The organism is Paenibacillus tengchongensis, assembly GCF_008973665.1.
Classification (GTDB): Bacteria; Bacillota; Bacilli; order Paenibacillales; family Paenibacillaceae; genus Paenibacillus_AQ; species Paenibacillus_AQ tengchongensis.
Genome location: NZ_WACP01000003.1, coordinates 121,794 through 140,957, shown reverse-complemented (window position 1 = coordinate 140,957; position 19,164 = coordinate 121,794). Strand labels below are relative to the sequence as shown.

The 19,164-nt window shown below is 54.6% G+C and carries 16 protein-coding genes and 1 pseudogene; 3 read left to right on the top strand and 14 right to left on the bottom strand.

Annotated features, from left to right (window positions below):
• Window positions 1–13 precede the first annotated feature (13 nt).
• The 3 genes from F1381_RS06370 to F1381_RS06360 are packed head-to-tail and all read right to left on the bottom strand — an operon-like array spanning window position 14 to window position 4,728.
• A complete protein-coding gene (locus tag F1381_RS06370; RefSeq protein WP_187355219.1) occupies window positions 14–1,390 on the bottom strand; it encodes an ABC transporter permease in 1,377 nt (458 codons plus the stop codon).
• Window positions 1,387–2,097, bottom strand: coding sequence for an ABC transporter ATP-binding protein (locus tag F1381_RS06365; protein WP_151733990.1), 711 nt, complete (start codon window positions 2,095–2,097; stop codon window positions 1,387–1,389). The genes F1381_RS06370 and F1381_RS06365 overlap by 4 nt, the downstream gene beginning before the upstream one ends.
• 36 nt (window positions 2,098–2,133) lie before the next feature.
• Window positions 2,134–4,728 carry a hypothetical protein gene (locus F1381_RS06360; protein ID WP_151733989.1) on the bottom strand — a complete coding sequence of 865 codons (2,595 nt, stop codon included), beginning with the start codon at window positions 4,726–4,728 and terminating at the stop codon, window positions 2,134–2,136.
• A gap of 148 nt (window positions 4,729–4,876) precedes the next feature.
• Between F1381_RS06360 and F1381_RS06355 the strand changes: the two genes are divergently transcribed.
• A complete protein-coding gene (locus F1381_RS06355; protein WP_151733988.1) occupies window positions 4,877–5,329 on the top strand; it encodes an NUDIX hydrolase in 453 nt (150 codons plus the stop codon).
• Between the two features lie 270 nt (window positions 5,330–5,599).
• Here F1381_RS06355 and F1381_RS06350 read toward each other — a convergent pair whose 3' ends face one another.
• On the bottom strand, window positions 5,600–6,046 hold the full coding sequence (locus F1381_RS06350; protein ID WP_151733987.1) for a GNAT family N-acetyltransferase: 447 nt from the start codon (window positions 6,044–6,046) through the stop codon (window positions 5,600–5,602).
• 236 nt (window positions 6,047–6,282) lie between these two features.
• Complete coding sequence (locus F1381_RS06345) at window positions 6,283–6,897, bottom strand: histidine phosphatase family protein (RefSeq protein ID WP_151733986.1); 615 nt, start codon at window positions 6,895–6,897, stop codon at window positions 6,283–6,285.
• Between the two features lie 107 nt (window positions 6,898–7,004).
• Between F1381_RS06345 and F1381_RS06340 the strand changes: the two genes are divergently transcribed.
• Entirely contained in the window at window positions 7,005–7,736 is a 732-nt protein-coding gene (locus F1381_RS06340) for an AzlC family ABC transporter permease (RefSeq protein WP_151733985.1), read from the top strand.
• Complete coding sequence (locus F1381_RS06335) at window positions 7,727–8,056, top strand: AzlD domain-containing protein (RefSeq protein WP_151733984.1); 330 nt, start codon at window positions 7,727–7,729, stop codon at window positions 8,054–8,056. The genes F1381_RS06340 and F1381_RS06335 overlap by 10 nt, the downstream gene beginning before the upstream one ends.
• 34 nt (window positions 8,057–8,090) lie before the next feature.
• Here the strand turns inward: F1381_RS06335 and F1381_RS06330 are convergent, their stop codons facing one another.
• The 9 genes and pseudogenes from F1381_RS06330 to F1381_RS29235 form a co-directional block, all read right to left on the bottom strand.
• On the bottom strand, window positions 8,091–9,014 hold the full coding sequence (locus F1381_RS06330; protein ID WP_151733983.1) for an alpha/beta hydrolase: 924 nt from the start codon (window positions 9,012–9,014) through the stop codon (window positions 8,091–8,093).
• A gap of 79 nt (window positions 9,015–9,093) precedes the next feature.
• On the bottom strand, window positions 9,094–9,522 hold the full coding sequence (locus F1381_RS06325) for a MerR family transcriptional regulator (RefSeq protein ID WP_151733982.1): 429 nt from the start codon (window positions 9,520–9,522) through the stop codon (window positions 9,094–9,096).
• Window positions 9,523–9,548: 26 nt separating this feature from the next.
• A complete protein-coding gene (locus F1381_RS06320; RefSeq protein ID WP_151733981.1) occupies window positions 9,549–10,889 on the bottom strand; it encodes a DUF4129 domain-containing protein in 1,341 nt (446 codons plus the stop codon).
• Complete coding sequence (locus F1381_RS06315; protein WP_151733980.1) at window positions 10,886–11,974, bottom strand: DUF58 domain-containing protein; 1,089 nt, start codon at window positions 11,972–11,974, stop codon at window positions 10,886–10,888. Before F1381_RS06315 ends, F1381_RS06320 begins: the two co-directional genes overlap by 4 nt.
• 2 nt (window positions 11,975–11,976) lie before the next feature.
• Window positions 11,977–12,954, bottom strand: a complete 978-nt coding sequence (locus F1381_RS06310) for an AAA family ATPase (RefSeq protein ID WP_151733979.1) — start codon at window positions 12,952–12,954, stop codon at window positions 11,977–11,979.
• 93 nt (window positions 12,955–13,047) lie between these two features.
• Window positions 13,048–14,139, bottom strand: coding sequence for a GerAB/ArcD/ProY family transporter (locus F1381_RS06305; RefSeq protein ID WP_151733978.1), 1,092 nt, complete (start codon window positions 14,137–14,139; stop codon window positions 13,048–13,050).
• Window positions 14,140–14,163: 24 nt separating this feature from the next.
• Window positions 14,164–15,318: a Ger(x)C family spore germination protein gene (locus F1381_RS06300; RefSeq protein ID WP_151733977.1), complete on the bottom strand. Its 1,155-nt coding sequence runs from the start codon at window positions 15,316–15,318 to the stop codon at window positions 14,164–14,166.
• The gene (locus F1381_RS06295) at window positions 15,315–16,763 is read right to left on the bottom strand and encodes a spore germination protein (protein WP_246187926.1); all 1,449 of its coding nucleotides are present in this window, start codon (window positions 16,761–16,763) and stop codon (window positions 15,315–15,317) included. Before F1381_RS06295 ends, F1381_RS06300 begins: the two co-directional genes overlap by 4 nt.
• Window positions 16,764–16,940: 177 nt before the next feature.
• Window positions 16,941–18,119 (bottom strand): annotated as a pseudogene (locus F1381_RS29235) (right-handed parallel beta-helix repeat-containing protein); the annotation flags it as partial.
• Window positions 18,120–19,164: the final 1,045 nt, after the last annotated feature.

The following is a 19,164-nucleotide window of genomic DNA, read 5'->3' as shown; positions in this document are numbered from 1 at the left end:
TTCAACTGGTAATCTAGTCCCGTTTAATGGCGGTAAGCGCGTCGGTCCGCGAGGCGCTGATCGCCGGATAAATCCCGGACAGCACGCCGGTCATTATCGCAAAGGCAAGCCCGACCGGCAGTGTCATCAGCGGAACGAAGAAGGTCAGGCCGTTGCCGGCCGTACCGACCAGCTTATTCATCCCCATAATGATGAGATAGGAGAAGCCTACGCCGAGCAACCCTCCAAGTAATCCCAGGAGCGCCGCCTCTGTAATAAACATGTTGCGGATCTGCCGCATATTGGCCCCCAGCACCTTCATAATGCCGATCTGCCTGCGCCGCTGGTGGGTAGACATGGTCATGGCTACGATAATGGAGATCGACGCGATGACCAGGATAAAGACCCCGACTCCGAGGGCAGCCATTTTGATCATATCGAACTGCTCTTTCAGCATATCCTGCTGATACAGATTGTCGCTCGCGCTCAGCTGCAGCTTCTGAATCATTTGTTCCACCCACTTGATATGATCCACATCGTCCACCTTGACCGTGACACTGCCATAGCTGCCTTCTTCCGGCAGATTAAGCGCGCTGCCGTTCTCAAAGGCCATTTCCTTGGACAATTGCGCAGCCGTCTCCGGTGAGATATAGATAACCTTCTCATAGGAAGCCCGTTCTGCGCTGTATCCCTCAGGAATCTCGAGAATTCCGGTTACCTGCAGCGCCGAGCTTTGCTTGAGCGGACCGTTAGGTACGCTGTAATCCTGCATTTGAAACTGAATCTGCTTCCGGTAAAGATCGGTAGGCGTCGTCTGCATGCTGGTATACTGGTTCATCAGCTCCTGGTTGAACGGATCGGCATTCATCTGGTCGAACAGATTTTGCCGGACGCTCACATCCATCAGCCCCAGGGTTGCGCCGTAATTCAGTACGGCCGTACCCTGTACGCCGGAACCGCCGCCCATGCTGAAGGTTTTGTCAAAATGCGTCAGCTTGGACAGATCCGTTACGACCACCTGCGTATCGCCGATTTTGTTGTCCATGGTGACCATTTGCAGGTACCCTGCCTCCTGAAACGGGGAAGCCGCCACCACATGCTTAAAGCCTCTGATAATTTCCAGCTTCTCGTCCGTCAGCTTGCCGGGATTCAAATTCTCGTTCTCCTGCTGCCCGGCTTGTCCGCCGCCGGCTGGTGAAGGGATGCCGCCGCCGGGCATCACCATAATCTCATCCATTTTGAAGTTGCGGTTCACTTCCTCGGTGACATAGGCCTGAGCCGATTGGCCGATGCTGAGGGCCACAATGATGGCCGCGCATCCGATGGAAATGCCCGTCATACACAGTCCGGTCACGACCTTGCGCCGTTTGACCTGATCCCAGGCCATCCGGGAAATATCGCGTATCTTCACGGCGCCGCCTCCTCACTCACCGGGCTTTCCTCACGGAAATCTCCGTTGATTAAATACCCGTCCCGCAGAGAGAATATGCGCTGCATCCGGTCGGCAACCTCGTGCTCATGGGTAACTACGATAAACGTCGTTTTCAGCGTCTTGTTAAGGTGCAGCAGAATGGCGAGGATCTCTTCTTCGGTCTTGGAATCGAGATTCCCGGTTGGCTCGTCCGCAAAGATGACCGAAGGCTCCGTAATCAGCGAACGGGCGATACTCACCCGCTGCTGCTGGCCGCCCGAGAGCTGCGAAGGGAACATGTCCTCCTTGCCCTGCAGCCCCACCTGTTCGAGCAGCTGCAGCGCCTTTTGCCTGCGGATTCTGGGTGATACCGACTGGAAGACCAGCGGCAGCTCCACATTCTCACAGACGGTCAGGGAGGTGATTAATTCATAAGCCTGGAAGATGAACCCGATATGCTTGCGGCGGAATTCGGCGAGCTTATTCTCTCCCAGCTTCACGATATCCTGGTCCGCAATGTAAATATGGCCTTCCAGCGGCTTCATCAGCCCCGCCATCAGGTTCAGCAGCGTTGACTTGCCGGAGCCGGAGCTGCCGAGCAGTGCGACCATTTCCCCCTGGTTAACGGTAAAATTGATGCTGTGCAGCACCTTTGTCCATTCATTTCCGGTCTTGAACGAATGGCTGATATTTTCCACTCGCAACATGAAAGCTGCTCCTTTATAAGCTATTGATTTGCTGGACTACTTATCCTTGCTCTCCGTGTTCTCTTTTGGGTCTTCTTTAACAGGAAGAGGCTCGTAGACCAGATTGTAAGTCTGGCTGCCCAGCTCCTGCCGCAATCCCTGAAACTCATCCAGCAGGGTAATCCGGTAGGTCCCGCCGCGCAAATTCTTGTACAAGCTCTTGGTAAAAGAGAACGTAAGGCTGTTGTTCGCGCCTTCGTTTAGGTCCGTGCCCGGTGTGAGCGTCTTTTCCTGCGATTGCCCGAAAGGATCGGTCAAGCGCAGCACCAGCTTGTGCTCCGATGCCTTCGCTTCATAGGCTTCATCGCGCTGAAGGGTATAGTTCAGGGTGATGTTCATCGTTTCGGAGCCTTCGAGCATCCTGGCATCCGAAGCCAGCACTACCAGCGTGTAAGGATAGAACTGGATTGCATTCAGATTGGCGGCTGGCGTTGGCGCTTTCGGATTCAGCCCCAGTGAGGCTACATTGAAGAAGGCGGTCGGCGTTTCTTCGCCTGCGCTTATTTTGCCTCCGTTCAGGCCTGTCCCTAAAATAAGAGACAGCTCCCCGGATTTTACCGTCTTCGGAACCTTGGCCCAGAAGGTGACCAGTTGCTTGCCGCCGGGCAGAGCCGGACTGTCCGGCTGGCTGGCTGCTGCTTCGTAATAATCGCCTGCGGCGGTGATGTAATACCCTTGCAGCCTCCCCGGCGTGCTCTGTCTGCGTTCATTGCTGCTTACAAGCAGTTCGGTATACATGATATTGTAGCTTCCGCCTTCATAGACGGTAGTGCGGTTCTCCTGAACGGCTGCAGTTTGACTGTTGCCCTCAAGGGTATACGTTCCCCCGGCAGCGATGACCGGCAGCGCCTGCAGCGTGTTTCCGGTACTAAGCGTCAAGAACGGCACCTTGGTTTCATTAGCGGTGCTGTAGAGCTGGATCGATGCTTTGCCAAAAGTACGGGTATACGGCACCTTGGTATAAATGGCGATATCAGCGGTTTGACCCGGAGCGAGCACAGCGTCTTCTTTATTCATGACCAGATCAGTAGAAGCGCTCAGATCATCGTTATCCAGTTTGATTGCCCCTTTCAGTTCTGGCAGAGACAGATTGACCGACTGATGGTTCGTCAGCTTCAGCCTGGCAATCACGATATCCTGATCCTTCCACGGGTAGCGCTGCAGCGAATCCAGAGTGTACGAGAACGAGCCGTACTGATTCTCGGCAGTATAAATCTGGCCGCTGTACGTCTCACTCCGTAATGTGTAAGGGATAGCGAAATAAGCCACCGGAAAAATCACCTTCGTTGCCGCTCCGCCGGAATTCACGGTGGATTCCTCCCCGTCGGCCGGCGCTGCGCCGGATGTAGCAGCTTGCGCAGCTTCGATCATTTGCAGCTGCAGGCCTTCCTGCTGCACCTCAAGCGGCACCTGCACGGTGAGCGGCACGGTTTTACTCTCCAGCGGCTTGAGGGTTAACCCGCTAAGCGCCTTGGCCTCCACCGGGAACAGCGTCCCATTCGCGGATTTGACGGCCAGCTCATAGGTCGGCAGCGTGACCGCTTTGCCTCCCTTGTTGCTCAGCTTTATATTAAAAGACCACTCTGCCTGCGCGTTCTCGGCATAGACGGAAGCTCCCTGCAGTCTGGCTTCAACGGCAGACCCGCCGATGCTTAGCACCTTACCCGCACCTTCTTTGACCACCAGATCCGGAGCGGATGCCGCCGGAAGCTTGAAGGAGAGCTTCGGCAGCTCCAGCTTCAGCGCCTCATCGGCTTGCGTTAACTGCAGCTTCATGTTGCTTGTATTCACATAGGAGGGGATTTCCGCCAAATAATAGAGGCTCTTCTTCTCCTGCGGCTGAACCTTGTACCCGGTCAGCGAGCTGCTGAGCGCAAGCTCGAAGGAAGTCCCGCTGGCGGTAACCAGGTAAGCGCGGTAGCCCGGATCGGCCAAGGCCTGGCTGCCTTTATTGGTCAGATTCAGTCCGACCCGCGCATAAACCTTGCCTGAGTATTTATAAAGCTGCAGCGATTCCGCGCTTGCCGCCACAGTATTGCCGTTAATGGCTGTGCTTACGGATTTCCCGGCAGCCGTCGCCGCCGAATAGTTGGCGGACAGCGCAAAAGAGCCCGCCTGCCGCAAATACCCCTTCGCCGACCGGTCCCACACGTTCAGCGAGACCTTGACTCCCTTCAATGAAGCAAGCTGGCCTGCGTTGACATAATAAGTTACCGAGAGGCTATTCTTGCCATTTATCTTCTTCTTGGCGGCATCCGCCGATACCGGATTGGCCGGCAGGACACTGCCGCCAGGCGTGATAAGGCGCGGAAAATAGTGCAGCAAATTGGCTGCAGCAGCCCCGCTGTTATTGTAGCGCAGGGTGAATGTTACAATATTGCCGCCGGTCTGCGGCCATAAATTAACCTCTTCCAGCACGGCGCTGACCCCTGCCGCAACCGTTACCGGCTTAAAGGCAGTCACCGCGGCAGCCGTAGCGGCAGGCTTAGCCGCTGCTGCCGCTGCAACCGGCAAGGAAACGGCTTGCGTGAATTGGCCTAGCGCGAAGGTGCTCAGCAGCAGGGCGATGTATGTATTTCTTTTCTTCCCCATATTTCTCCCCCCAAGTTTAATAGCTAGCATAATTATAGTTGCTGTCCATCAGGGAAGTGTATCCAATTTGTAACTGTTCCGGTCATAATGTAACCTTTTTGTTCCAAAATATGAAGGAGTATAATGTCTTGTAAAGGAGGAATACCATTTGCTGAATCAAGGGAAGGTCTTCGGAAAGCGGGAGTCTGGCATCGACTATACAAGGCGGGGAGCTGTATATGCCGTTATATTCAGCCCTTCCCGGCTGCAGGTCGCAGTTGTGCGGACGCCGGCGGGTTATTTTTTGCCGGGAGGCGGGGTTGAAGCTGCGGAATCGCCTGAGGAATGCCTGTGCAGAGAGTGCCTGGAGGAGATCGGTTATGTTGCGAGAATCGGTGAATATATCGGACAGGCGGAAAGATTCTTTCAATCTCCCGCCCGCAAAGAGTACATTTGGAGCGACGCAGCATTCTATATCGCCGAATTGTCCGGGGAGCCGCAGCCGCCTTCCGAGACCGATCATGAACTGCTCTGGTTAACCCGGGCCGAGGCGGAAGAGCTGCTGTATCACGAGCACCAGGCTTGGAGTGTGGAAGAGGCCTTTCGCATGCGACGGGAATAACGGATGGCAGCAGTTCCCCTCCGCAGTAAGCAGGTCCACAGCACCCTCCCGGCGCTATGATTTGATAGTCCAACATAATTAGTTTGATTTTCGCACACTAAATGTGTCGATTTTCTGGGCCCCGGCAAACAAATTCGATTGCCACTTAATATGAGCTATATTGGCGTAATAGTTAATCCTCAGCCATATTAAGTGGCGTATATCTAACTAGATCTGCATTAATCACCCTACAGGTGAAATTAAGTGGCGATTTTCTAACTATATATTTCGTTAATTGAGCTGCAGAACACGTATAATTTCACCGTCAACTGCCTCTTCGCCAATTCTTTGAAACCCCATTGATTCGTACAAGTTCCCGGCAATCAGGTTGTCCGGCCTATGCCCGAGCATCAATCGCTTACAACCCTTTTGCCGCATCAGATCAATTAGCTGTTCCATTGCTTTTTTGCCGATACCTTTCCCTTGATGATTCTCATCAATCATAAGTGCGGGTATCCAATGATTGCCGTCTTCGTCCGGGGTGTTGCAAAAGACAGTAAATCCGACAAGCGTTGCCTCTGAATATATAGCGGCCAGCTCAAAATCAGCAACAAATTTAGATTCTGCAATCCAATAGACAACAGGTGCCGGAAACACACTGCGCTGCTCCTGCCTTACATTTAACTTGGTACAATCATACCAATTCTCCATGGATAACGGCTTTAACTCAATAGTCATATTAGCTCCTCCCAACTTTGATCGCACAGAGGAACTCTCTAAGATTAGAATCGAAGTTCCTCCAAATCAACCACGACAGCAGAGATATTCTTCATCCCGCACCACTCCCTTCTATAGTCGGATACATCCGTTAGCATACTACAAATTCAATCCTTACAATTGGTATAAAACGGGTATAAAAAAGTTCGCTCAAATCGTCAGAGGTGAAACTTCCTATCTTCCGCAAGTCGCAAGTTTCACAGATGATCTGTACGGTTCTCTGCGGTAACCTGCCATCCCCCGGCGCCGTGCTCAATGGTGTGGACGCTGGTATACAGAGACGGATAAGCTTTGCCGCCTTTATTGGACCATTCCGTATCCTTGAGCAGGTGATAGACGGCATTGATTACGCCGCCGTGCGTGACGACGACAACATTCTCTTGAGATTCGCGGCTGCTTTGCTCTTCGCATAATAAAGTGAAGGCCCGCTTGATCCGTGTAAAGAATTCGAGCGGACTCTCTCCGCCGGGATAACGTTCTTCCATCGTGAGAGCTGAAAAATACAATCCGGGATACCGCTCTTCCACAATTTCGTTCGGCATTCCGGCGATTACGCCGTTGTTCGTTTCCCTCCAGGCGCCGCCTTGCTCTACCGGGAGCTCCAGTTCCCGTGCAATCTCGCCGGCCGTATCGAGCGCCCGCTGCAGGTCACTGCTGATGATCCGGTGGATATTAAGCTTGTTCTGGCGTTCTTTAAGATAGCGCCCCAGCTTCTCCGACTGCCGGTAGCCCTCTGCATTCAAGCCGCGCTGGCTCCAACCGCCGCGGTACCCTTCATCGTCCATGCCGTGCCTGATGAAATATATTGCCACTTTACATCCGCTCCTGCCTGTTATAAAAATAAGCTTTGATCAGTAATCTATGCTATTCTGTATTCTAATACATAAGAGACACAGAATGCTGAGAGGAGAGTTCCAACATGCAAGAACCCGCCCAGCCGGAGCCCTTTGCCGCTGCGGGCAAAGAAAGCAGCTTCCTGCAAGGGGTTAAGGACTGTATACCAACCTTGCTGGGTTACTTAAGCATCGGCTTTGCCGCCGGTGTCGTCGAGAAAACGGCCGGCCTCTCGTTTGCGGAAATCGCCCTGATTTCCATTCTGCTGTATGCCGGTTCGGCCCAATTCATTGCGGCCGGCATGATCGCCGCCGGCAGTGCGGGAGCCGGCATCATCCTGACGATTCTGCTGGTCAATCTGCGCCACCTGCTCCTCAGCGCGGCGCTGTCGCCTTACTTCCGCCATCTCAGCCCGCTGAAGAACATGCTGGTCGGTGCACTGCTGACCGACGAAACCTTCGGCGTCGCCATTCAGGAAAGCGCGAAGCGGCAGGCCATCAGCGAGAAATGGATGCACGGTCTCAATATAACTGCCTACCTGAACTGGATATTAGCCAATCTGGCCGGCGCCTACCTCGGACAGTGGATTACAAGGCCCGAGGCGCTGGGTCTGGATTTCGCCCTGCCGGCGATGTTCATCGGTCTTCTTGTGCTGACTATCGTCAGCCGGAGCAAATACAAGCTTGATATTATCGTCGCGCTCATTGCTGCAGCGGTGGCTGTCGGCGCCTCCATGATATGGTCGGCCAGCATGGGCGTCATTCTGGCAACAGTTATAGCTTCAACCTTAGGAATGGTGATTGAGAAATGGAAATAAGACCCGATATCTTCTTCATTATTGTCGGAGCGGCGCTCGTTACCTTTATTCCCCGCGTGCTCCCGCTGATGCTGCTCAGCCGCATTACCATTCCCGAGTGGGGAATGCGCTGGCTAAGCCATGTGCCGATCGCCGTCATGGCCGCCCTGGTTGCCCAGGAGCTGCTCATTGAAGACGGCCGTTTCGCCCGCTTGTCGACGAACGTCGAGCTGATTGCCGCGCTTCCCGCTTTCTGGGTGGCGGTCAAGACCCGCAGCCTGCTTGGAACAGTGCTGACCGGAATGGCCGCGCTTCTGCTGCTGCGGCTGATCTTCGGATAAATGATGGCCGCTGCAGATCTGCAGCGGCCATCATTTATTTATCGAGTACAGTACGGATAAAACTGCCGGTATGTATGAGGGCTGCCTCCGCTTCAGGAAGCATACCGGCCATCATCTGAAAGACGCTCCACATCTCCTCCCAGATTTCCAAGGTTACGAGTACCCCTTCCTGCTGCGCCTGTTCGGCAAGCCGTTCAGCATCGCTCCGCAGGACTTCATCTCCGCCTGCTTGGATAAACAGAGGCGGCAAGCCATCCAGATTCAGCTGCAGCGGCGAAAGGATTGCCGGGATCTCTGCTCTATACCCGCCTCCCAGATAATCCTGCAAAATTCTCCGGTTCCCTTCCCGGCTGCCCGTTGGATCGAGCAGCGCATTGCTGTCGTATGATGGTCCATCCAAGTTCACCAGATCACTGTGCGGCGACCATAGATAAGCGCCTGCCGGCAGCTCTTCCCCTTGATTCCGCAGTGCGATCAGCGTCATAAGCACAAGAGTCGCTCCCACGGAGTCACCGCCGAGCAGGATATTGCCGGGGGAGAAGCCTTCCGCCAGCAGCCAGCGGTATGCAGCCAGGCAATCTTCATTGGCAGACGGGTAAACATGCTCCGGGGCCAATCGATAGTCCACTGTCAATACAGGAATTTCACCGGAGCAGGAAATACGGGCCGTCAAATTGCGGTATATTTCCGCTGAACCGCTAGTGAAGCCTCCACCATGAAAGTAAAGGACAGCCTGCTTGTGCTCTCCGGGACGGCAGCCGGCGCCGGCGTACACCCATTCACCGCTGAGTGAGCCGATCTGCGCCGGTTCGATGAAGATTGGTTCCGGCAGGGCCGGTAAGCCCTTCGCTGCCTCAAGGGCTTCGCGCCGGAGCTGACCTACTGTTTTGCCTGTGTGATCATGGATTTGCCGCAGATGCTGCTTAATGATTTGAAGCTGGGCTGAGCTTGTCCGCATATGTTAAATTCCTCCTACTGGGTGATATATATAATCTAGTCCCTGTAGTAAAGTACGCGGTCAAGCGTTAATTTACCGCTCATTCAGCAGCCCCCTGGCAGTGATGCTTCACATTAAGGACCTGCAATGTATCCACTACCCCCGGATGAGGGTCAGGAAGACCGATGTTTCTTTTCAACTCAATCAGCTGCTGCTTCGTCTGCTCTCTTCTCGCGATTTCCCGGTCAACTGCGGCCAGCTTCCGGTCGATTGCCTCTGCGAAATCACTGATGCCAATGCCTTCTCCGGCGGATTTCTCCAGTGCCTTTCTAATCTCCCTCAGCGTGAACCCACAGCGCTTGGCATTATGAATCATTGTCAGCTGCAGCAAGGTCTCCTCCGTATACAAGCGGTAGCCTGAAGCCGTCCGCTCCGGTTCCGGAAGCAAACCATGCTTCTCATAGTAGCGGAGAGTCTCGATGTTGATGCCCGCTGTCTTGGCCAATTCCCCGCTTAAATATTGAACCATCTGATCACTCTCCCGCCGTACGGCTGTTATTTCATCCGCTCTTTCAGCGCAGCCACTTCCGCCGCATCAGGCAAGCCCTCTCCGTACCGGGATTGGTTATACAGCTCAAGCAGCTGCCGGCCCGCGTCAGCGCTCCGTCCTTCCTGCCTGCGGCGTTTGGCCCTTTGCGCCTCCCATGCCGCCACATCCGCTTCCGTCTCCAGCGGGGTCAGATAGGCTTTAGGCTCATAGCCCGCGGCCTTCCTGCTCTGCAGCCAGCGGCGGTACAGCCAGCGGACGCGTTCCCGCTCGCCGCCCATATCCTCCCAGCGGTCCCGCTTTGCGCCCAGCCCCAGCTTATCCCGGAAGAACTCTCCGAACTGCTTGACCGTCTGCTCCCAGCTGAACACGCTGGACTCTTCATCCTGGTAACCGCTATTCCCCTGCACCGTCTCTCTGCGCAGCAGCGACAAGACGGCATCGAACGCCCGGCGCAGGATACCTCCGCTGTTGCGGTACAGCCAGCGCAGCAGGAAATAAAGAATGACCAGCAGGATAGCCGTGCCCAGGGCATAAAACATAAGGTTCAGCAGGTATGCCAGCAGGCCGGGCTCCTCGGCCTTTCCGGGAAGCTGAGGCATGGCGGCAGGGGGAGCCGCTTCCGGAAGTGCCGGTTCTTCAGAACCGGAGAACAAGGAAGTGATCCAGACCAAGACCTGCCTTATGCCGGCAAGAGCAGACATTAGGATAAGCCGGCTGCCCCCTGCCGCCAGCAGTACCGCTCCAGCCGTAAAGAGCAGCACATAACTGAAATTCAGCCTGCGTATTCCGGCCGGAAGCCGGGCGCCTTCCTCTGCATAAGAGCTTCTGCGCAAGTGGGACAAGCTGGAGTTCAGCAGAACGAGCACCAGACTGAGGCTGCCGCTCCAGATCAGCAGGGAGCTGCTGCCTTCCATGCCTGCTATCTTCGGAAAGGCGATGGCCGCCACAAAGTAGGTGCCGATACCGGGAAGGAAGATCTCAATGCCCCTACTGCGCATGGCGGCCGTCAAACCCAGATAAGCAACGGCGACGGCGGCAGCCGGAAGCGCCATGAGCGGGAAGTCCCCGATCAGCCATGCGTCAAAAAGCCCAAGCAGCCATCCGTCCAGCAGGCCAAGCAGCACGGCGGCCAGCAGCTGCTTCCATTTGCGGCTGCAGAACCGCCGGAGCGCAGCCCCGGCCAGTGCCACCAGCGGAAGCGTGTAAAGCCACAGCTCGCCCCGCTCCCCCGGTAGGCAAAAGCGCTGCAGCAGCAGCCAGACCGGCAGGAACAGCAGCCAGTCCATCAAAGCGGCCATATAAACTTTGAATTCGGTCCCCAGTCCGGCTCCAGTGTTGTTCTTCATACTGCGGCCCCTCCATCCTGCGGAATATCCAGCCATTCCACGCCGTTGCCGAGCAAGCGGAGCTGCTCCGCCGCCGCCAGCAGCTCGGGACCCCGGTGACAGCTGATGATCAAATAATCGGCAGGATCGGAAGCCTTCTCGGCCTCAAGCACCAGCAGCCGGTGCATAGGCAGGGAACGGTCCAGCTGCAGGCGGGCCAGCAGCGCAAGCATCTCCTCCAACGCACCCGCCCGCTCTGCCGATACCGGTTCTTGTTCACGGTCGCCTTCCAGACATCCGTTGCACAGCAGCCCTGTTTCAATACCGCTGTCCATGGCTGCTTCGGCCACCGTGGCTGCGTAACGAATACCCAGTTCGATACGCCCGGCATCGGTTGCACTCCGCCACATGCTTTCGCTGTCCTCCACATTCAGGCAGATGATAAGCCTGGAATCGGCGGTATAATCCTTACGGTGCACCTGCATGGCTCCTGTACGCGCAGTGGCTTTCCAGTTGACCAGCGACAAGGCATCGCCCGGAATATATTCTCTGGTGCCGGAAGTCAGGAACGGGTCCTCAATGATCCAGCGTTTCACGGCCAGCTCGCCGAGCCAGCTGTGTACCGGAAGCGGCAGCTCCTCCTTGTCCAGCGGTTCAGGATATACCGTTAGCTCAAGCTCAAGCGGGAACTTGGTGACATTCCCGCCGATGCCGAACATATCTCCGGCTGTCACCGTGACGCTCTCCAGCCGGAACAGCCCCCGGCGCTCACAGGTGATACGGTGCCGCCGTTTGATACGGCGGTAAGGCCGGAGATAGAACAGGCTGATATGATTCTGGTAAATCTCCCCGCTGCTGATGCCGAGGTTCTCCTGACTGCCGAAGACGAGGCCGCTCGCAATGCTCGACTCCAGGCGCAGCCAGGGGAGCGGCAGCGGCTTGCCGTTGACGATCTCTTCGATCATCTCCACCTGTTCGCCCTCATACACCCGCTCAGCCGAGAAATAGCGGGAATAACTGACTTTGCTCAGCGCAAAGCGCCGGTATACTGCAGAAACCAGCAGCAGCAGCAGCAGCGTACTGACGATGAACCATGGCAGCGTCATCGCTAGTCCACCTTTCCGGCGCGCAAGTTCTGCACTGGCTCGGCCGGCACCTCCACTTCGCGCAGCGCCTGGCGGATAACTTCGGCGGCCTGGCCTTCGCGGACGCCGGGTCCGCGCTGCAGCAGCAACCGGTGGGCGAGCACCGGCACAGCCACCGCCTTGATATCGTCGGGCAGGCAGTAATCCCTGCCCTGGAGCAGTGCATACCCCTGCGATGCCCGCAGCAGGGCGAACCCGGCTCGCGGACTCGCCCCCAGCTTCACAGCTGGTGCCGACCGTGTCGCTTCGACAATCCGCGTAATATATCCCAGAAGATCATCGCTCACCACAACGCTTGCCGCCAGCCGCTGGGCCGCAGTAATCTGTTCTGCTGAGGCCACGGGCAGCAATTCCCCGAGCGGGTGGTCTCCGCGGAACCGCCGCAATATATCGACCCCTTCCTCAAAGGCCGGGTAACCGGTTGAGATCCGCAGCAGGAAGCGGTCAAGCTGGGCTTCCGGCAGCGGAAACGTGCCCTGATTGTCGATCGGATTCTGGGTCGCAATGACCAGAAACGGCGCTTCCAGCTCATGTGTCACGCCGTCGATGGTAATCTGCCGCTCTTCCATGCATTCGAGCAGACTGGACTGGGTCCGGGGAGTCGCCCGGTTAATCTCGTCGGCCAGCAGGATGCTGGCGAATACCGGACCCGGCCGGAACTGGAAATCGCCGGTCTTCTGATTGTAATAATTAATGCCGCTGAGGTCGGAAGGCAATAAATCCGGAGTGAACTGTATGCGCTTAAACGAGCAGTCCAGCGAACGGGCCAATGTTTTGGCCAGCAGGGTTTTTCCGGTACCCGGAACATCCTCCAGCAGCACATGCCCGTTCGCCAGCAGCGCTGTCAGAAGAAGGTCTACGCCTTCTTTTTTGCCGACAATCACCTTGCTCAGGTTCGAACGGATTCTGCCGATGACTTCGGTTGCTTCCTGTACATTCACGTTATGAACACCATCCCATCGCCTTTTTGGTATGTACTAACTATTTATCATACCAGAAAGCGCCTTCAAGGGATAAGAAAATTGTCGCAGCAGCTATTTCGCCGCCGGACGGAGCTTGGAACGTATGTAGGCTGTTACCGCATAGTAAACCGGAATGCATTCTATAATCAGCCAATAAATAATGTTATCGTCAGAAGTGGTGTGCTCGAGATAAACAGTTACATAGTGGGAATAGATATACGCAATAGCTACAGGAATGAGTGTCAGCAGCGGAAGCATGAATTTTTTTCCCCTCTGGTTCGTAAGATGCAGGGCGCACCGGTAGGCAACATGGATCAGGAAGGCACTGTGAATGAACATGGATGAAGACCAGATGCCGATGAGAATCGGGTCCATCTTCCCCAGAATGTCGTCATGCGAAGAGCTGCGAACCATTTCCAGGAAAGGATATACCAGCTCCTGGCCCAGATACGGACCAAAATTCAGCATGGTCATAATCCAACCGACAAGAACTATTACAGTGATGACGATCTCGACTTCGATCAGCTTTTTCAGCATTTTATTGTTCATTTTCAGATCCGGCGCCACGAACAGGAACAGAACCCATTGCGCAAACCAGGTCGCCACCGTAATGGAATCCTTAAAGGCAAGCGGCCAATCATGAACGTGCAAAAAGGCCGGCATCATGGCAAAATCGGCATTAGGCAAAAACAGATTGGTCGCAAACAGGGTAGTGCCTATCAATATCAGAAATATTCCATCGGACATGTAAACAATGGTGGCGAATCCCAGTGAAGCGGTATACACGATAACCAGGCCGATTATCACTTGAATGACAACATGCGGTGTTCCGCGCAAATAATTAGAACCGAAAAACAGCACAAAGTTCTCGATATCATAGGAAGCATAGTAAAGACACCAGCTAAGCAGCAGCATAACCATCAGGCGGTGCAGCCACTTCCCCATGATCTGCATACCGAAGTCAATCCAGGCCTGATTTGCCTTCAGCCTGCCCACCAGAAAGGTTACCACGAGCAACATTATCGAAAGGACACTGCCGCCTAATATAGCGACCCACCCCTGGTAATGCGAAGTTGTAATCAGCGCCGGGATCAAAAAGATAGAGGTATGCGCATTAAAATACACATAACTGAAGCGGAACATTTGCCAATTCGTTGTGCGCATACCGTTTCTCCCTTCTCCGAACAGTTATTTTATTGCCCCGAATTCGTCGATATTGATCTGGGCAGTCACCACGATTCTGGCCTGCTGCTTGTAGTAATCAATCCAGCGCTCCTTCAGCTTGCGCCATTCCTCCGGTGCGTTCCACTCCATCAGTACTCCAAGCTGCAATACATCGACTCCGGCTTCCTGTGTCTTACGCAGCGATTGCTCAATATCCGTCTTGAGCTTTTCCTGAACCTTTTTTGTAATGAGTCCACTCATTTCCCTTGCGCTCTTCCCTGCGTTGTCCCGGAAGTAAGTTATACTTGCCCTGCCCTTCAATTTGACATAAAAAATGGGGCCTTCCCTGGTCATCTTCATACTTCTGGATGCGGAATTCCCGTAGAACAAAGCGCTGGCTGTTCCCTCGCTATCCCCTTCCCACTTCACGGTATACAGCGGCAATGTCAATTGTCCCGCAAAATGGCCCGCAGCCCATGACAAGGCTCTGCTGTCCTCCACGCCCAGTATTCTCTTCATCGCCGACTCCTGAAACAGCATGACTCCTTGTATACCGGCCCATTTTACCGGCTTTCCTTGCTCCTCCTGTTCCGGGTTCGTGCCGAAGGATAAATAATTCATCGCATAGCCCATGCTGTATGACTCCGCCAGTACACAGTCTTTCACCGTGGTCGCAAAGATCATATTTCCCTTGGAAAAGTTCATCAGCACCTGATCGGGAAGCTGCTCAAAGATTGGGGATAGTTCGGCAATTTCTTTCGCTTTACCTGGTGCCCCCATAATATACGTGCCTAACGGAAATTCCGGCTGGCGCTTGAACCAATCGAGCAACTCGCTAATTCCCTGGGCAGCATATTCTTTGCCGATGACTACGGCCTTGATATGGGAAATTTCCAGTCGCCTCGACAGATCCTTTTGAATCAGGATAACGGCATCGGTGATGTTCTTAGCGGTTTTGGAAACCATAGAGTAGCCCTTTCCTTTCTCACCGCCCGTTGTGCCGGTCTGCAGCCGGTTGGGCAGAGGTGCGCTGATGGACACTTCAACCGTACCGGGGTCCTCCCCCGCATCCACATACATGCCGAAAATAAACGTCAGCTCATCGAGTTCTACCCTGGACCAGCAGCCTGTCAAATTCAGCAGCAAAAGCACGCTTACAGCAATCTTCAGCAGCTTCATTTCTTCTTCTGTCTCCTGTCGTTACTCCGTGATGTGAACGAGGTGCTGCGCTTGTTCATGTAAGGAGCCGGCACCCGTGCAAAGGTGTCCTTCCAGTCTTCCAGCACCAGCGGGGCGATCGGCTGCATAAACGGCTTACCGAAGGACTGGAGATGTGTCAAATGGCCGTAAATGATGAACACTGCGACGATAACCCCGAGCAGACCGAACATCCCGCCCAGTATCAGCAGCACAAAGCGCAGCAGTCGGAAGGTCAGGCCAAGTTCCAAGTGTGGAATAATATAGGAAGCAATGCCGGTAATGGACACGACAATTACCATAGGCGCAGAGACAATCCCTGCCTGTACAGCGGCCTGTCCGATGACGATGCCTCCAATGATGGATACGGTCTGGCCTACCGGCTTTGGAATACGCGTGCCCGCCTCTCTCAGCGCTTCAAAGGTCAATTCCATTATCAGGGCTTCGGTAAGGGCAGAGAACGGAATATTCTCGCGTGCAGCGGCGATGGTCAGCAGCAAATCCGAGGGAATGATCTGCGAATGAAAGGTGGTTATCGCCACATACAGTGAAGGCAGCAGCAAAGAGATGATGGCGAAGAGTAAGCGCACCAGCCGGATCCAGCTTCCCCCGTAGAAATTCTGGTAGTAATCCTCCGAGGATTGCAGGAGCGTCATGAAGGTGACTGGGGTCAGCAGTGCCGAAGGCGTGCCGTCCATCAGCAGGCCGATCCGGCCTTCCATCAGCGAAGCGGCCACCGAATCCGGGCGCTCCGTATACTGAAACACCGGAAACAGCGAGAAGCGTTCCTTGGTGACATACTCGCCCAGCACACTGATACCGAGTGCACCGTCCATGGCGATGTTCTGAAGCTTGGTCTTGATCTCCTCCAGAATGGCGGGTTCATACAACCCTTCAATGTAAACCAGATACACATCGGTTTTCGTAAATTCTCCAATGGAGAAATGCAGTGTTTTCAAGTCCGCGTGCTTGATTTTATGGCGCAGCAAGGACAAATTGGTATTGATATCCTCGATGAAGGCCTCCTGCGGCCCGACGACAACGAGCTCATTCTGCGATTCGGAGACGGAGCGCTTTGAGTATTGGGTAATCTGGAAATGATAGATGCAGGGCAATTCCTCGAAGCAGAGCAGCGCATTTCCGCTGACCACCAGCTCAACTGCACGGTCCGTATCCGGCGCTTTGTGATAAGGAACGGCAAAAGCCGAGCCGTGGTCGAGCCTTTCCAGAAACCGTTCCCAGTCCGGATTGCCGTTCGCTTCATTCTTCAGAGGCAGCGTTATAAACTGCTGCAGGCTATTCATATCGACGATGGATGGAATATAGATCAGCACACAGGCGTGACCGTACAAATTGATGGACTGGTATACGGCATCGCTGCAGCCGGCCAGCTCTTTTTTGATGCGATCCAGAATGCTCTCTGCCATAATTGCAGCGCCCCCCCCCATCCTTGCTTTGCAGAATCTGTCTTAGTTTTCCAAGGGAAAACAATCTTATGCATCTGCCGGCTCCGCTGCGGGTTATAACAGCAAGCCGGCCGCACAAGGAGTTCCCTTGGCGGCCGGCTGTATCTATTGCAGTATTAAACTGTTGAACTATCTGGTTTACTGAAAGGTTGCACCGATATTGGTTCCGGCCGGTGTGCCCGAGCCGATCAGATCGCTGCCCGAAGCGAGCTTCAGGAAGTTGCCGAGGCTAATGAAGCCGCCGCTGCCGCGGACCACAGATGGCGTCAGGCTGACGAAGTCGGCGCTGCTGGCCACAAGCCCCTTGGCATTGGTGCTGGCATTGTTCTTCCACCAGACGTTGGTGCTGGAGACATCGGTGCCGCTCGTCTTGTCGCTGGAGCTGCCGGCAAAGCTCAGATTGTTGGTGAACACATGCGTTCCTGAATCAAAGGCGAAATTGCTCTGACCGTTGCTCCAGGAGGTGTTGTTCGTCATCTTAATCGAGCCCGGGTTGCTGTTGTACGTAAAGCCGTGCTTCTTGTTCTGGAAGGCGATGCTGTTCTGCACGATATGATTGACGGCGATGCTTTCCCCGCCGAGCTTGAATCCGTTTCCATCACTGTCTGCAGTGCTGTTGCCGTCGGAGGTCTGCCCGTTCTTGTAGGCGATGCTGTTCTTGATGGTAACCGCACCGATTGGACCGGTGTCCGACTTCGTATACAAATCCCAGCCGTCATCGGTGTTCCAGGCGGCGACGCAGTTATCAAATACATTGCCTGGACCGATGGTCAGCTTGGCGGCAAACCCGTCGGCATCTTCCCCATTGTCCGGATCATAATTGTCGTGGGAGTAAACGCCGATAATCTGGTTGTTGCTCGGCCAGTCAGCGATATTCGTCAGGGACGAAGCATAACGGCTGATTTGCAGCCCGGAATCGCGGTTATGGTGCGTTTCCACATTCTCGATAATGTTGTAGTTACCGCCGATGAAGATGCCGTTGTCTCCGGCTCCCTTCACTTCAAGGCCCTTTACATGCCAGTAGTGTCCAAAAATCTGCAGTCCGCGTTCGGTTGAAGCGAAGCTTTGTGCGAAGAAATCCAGCACCGGCTTCTCGCTGCCGTAAGCGACGATGGTCTTGCGCTGCCCGGAAGCCCCGCTGTTCTCCCGTTCAATGGTCACCGGAGCGGAGAAGGTGTAGGTACCACCGCGCATATAGATAGTGCCGCCAGGCGCTACCTTAGTAATAGCAGCTGACAGTGTGGTCGGGCTGCCGATGGAACCGGGATTACCCGCTGAGCCGTCAGGAGCTACATAGATCGCACCTGCCGCCGGCGTAGGTGTCGCTGTCGGAGCTACGGTCGGTGTTGCTGTAGGAGCTACGGTCGGCGTTGCTGTAGGAACAGGCGTAGCCGTTGGAGTTGCCGACGGGCTTACCGTTGGAACCGGCGTAGCTGTTGCCGTCGGAGTCGGTGTCGGCGTTGTGGTGCCGCCCGTGGATACGGTTACATTATCAAACTTGGTTTTGGTCTTGAAGGCGATCAGGCCGATGCCTCCGGATGTCAAATTGTTATCGTGTGCATTTAACTGCAGCACATTGTTTACATACATATTAATTGAGTCACCGCTCACTTCCAGCTTTACGTTGTAAGCGGTTCCGGTAGTAAGCGGGAAGTTTGCTTTGGTGGCCAGGGTGCTGCTGGAGCCGCCGACCTTCTTGCGGATTTCCAGGGTTCCCCCGTTACTTCCGGACAAGGACGCCGCGTAATAGTTGTTGCCGTCCTTGTAACGGGCGCAGACATAAGCGCGGTTGCTGCCGTTGAAGTCCTCGACCTTGACGTCGGCCTGTACGCTGTAATCGGTCCACGAAGCACTGCCGGCGGAAGTACGGCCTTCATTGGTGCTTGATTGATAATACACATAAGAGCCGCCGTCCTGCACCACGGACCATGTGCCAGCGGTCGGGGTCCAATTGCCCGCACTGCCGGATTCAAAGCCGTCGCTGAAGACGCTGGCCGCCTGAACCGGGAATGTACCGAAATTGAAGCTGCCGAGCGTAAGCGCAGCCGAAAGAAACACTGCGGAGAGGGCAAAACGCTTTTTTATTTTCACGTTAACATTTACCTCCATTATGAATTATAATTTAAAATGATTTATGGTCCTCATACGAACCCGCTTGCTTTACAGTCTAACGCGCTGTGGCGACTTTTAATGGCATGGCATCCCTCCGTATTCATGAACATGGTCTGCGTTTAAGTGAAGCACGTAGTTTTTGGCAGCAGACATCCTAATTCCAACTATAAGGAAATATCTGGTTTTGTACAGATGTTTTTTTACCTCATTATTACATTTATGTGAATTATCATCCTTCTACACACAAAAA

Coding starts and splice junctions, on each gene's coding strand:
- F1381_RS06365 (WP_151733990.1), bottom strand. CDS start 2,097: ATGTTGCGAGTGGAAAATATCAGCCATTCGTTCAAGACCGGAAATGAA.
- F1381_RS06360 (WP_151733989.1), bottom strand. CDS start 4,728: ATGGGGAAGAAAAGAAATACATACATCGCCCTGCTGCTGAGCACCTTC.
- F1381_RS06350 (WP_151733987.1), bottom strand. CDS start 6,046: ATGACTATTGAGTTAAAGCCGTTATCCATGGAGAATTGGTATGATTGT.
- F1381_RS06340 (WP_151733985.1), top strand. CDS start 7,005: ATGCAAGAACCCGCCCAGCCGGAGCCCTTTGCCGCTGCGGGCAAAGAA.
- F1381_RS06335 (WP_151733984.1), top strand. CDS start 7,727: ATGGAAATAAGACCCGATATCTTCTTCATTATTGTCGGAGCGGCGCTC.
- F1381_RS06330 (WP_151733983.1), bottom strand. CDS start 9,014: ATGCGGACAAGCTCAGCCCAGCTTCAAATCATTAAGCAGCATCTGCGG.
- F1381_RS06325 (WP_151733982.1), bottom strand. CDS start 9,522: ATGGTTCAATATTTAAGCGGGGAATTGGCCAAGACAGCGGGCATCAAC.
- F1381_RS06320 (WP_151733981.1), bottom strand. CDS start 10,889: ATGAAGAACAACACTGGAGCCGGACTGGGGACCGAATTCAAAGTTTAT.
- F1381_RS06315 (WP_151733980.1), bottom strand. CDS start 11,974: ATGACGCTGCCATGGTTCATCGTCAGTACGCTGCTGCTGCTGCTGCTG.
- F1381_RS06305 (WP_151733978.1), bottom strand. CDS start 14,139: ATGCGCACAACGAATTGGCAAATGTTCCGCTTCAGTTATGTGTATTTT.
- F1381_RS06300 (WP_151733977.1), bottom strand. CDS start 15,318: ATGAAGCTGCTGAAGATTGCTGTAAGCGTGCTTTTGCTGCTGAATTTG.
- F1381_RS06295 (WP_246187926.1), bottom strand. CDS start 16,763: ATGGCAGAGAGCATTCTGGATCGCATCAAAAAAGAGCTGGCCGGCTGC.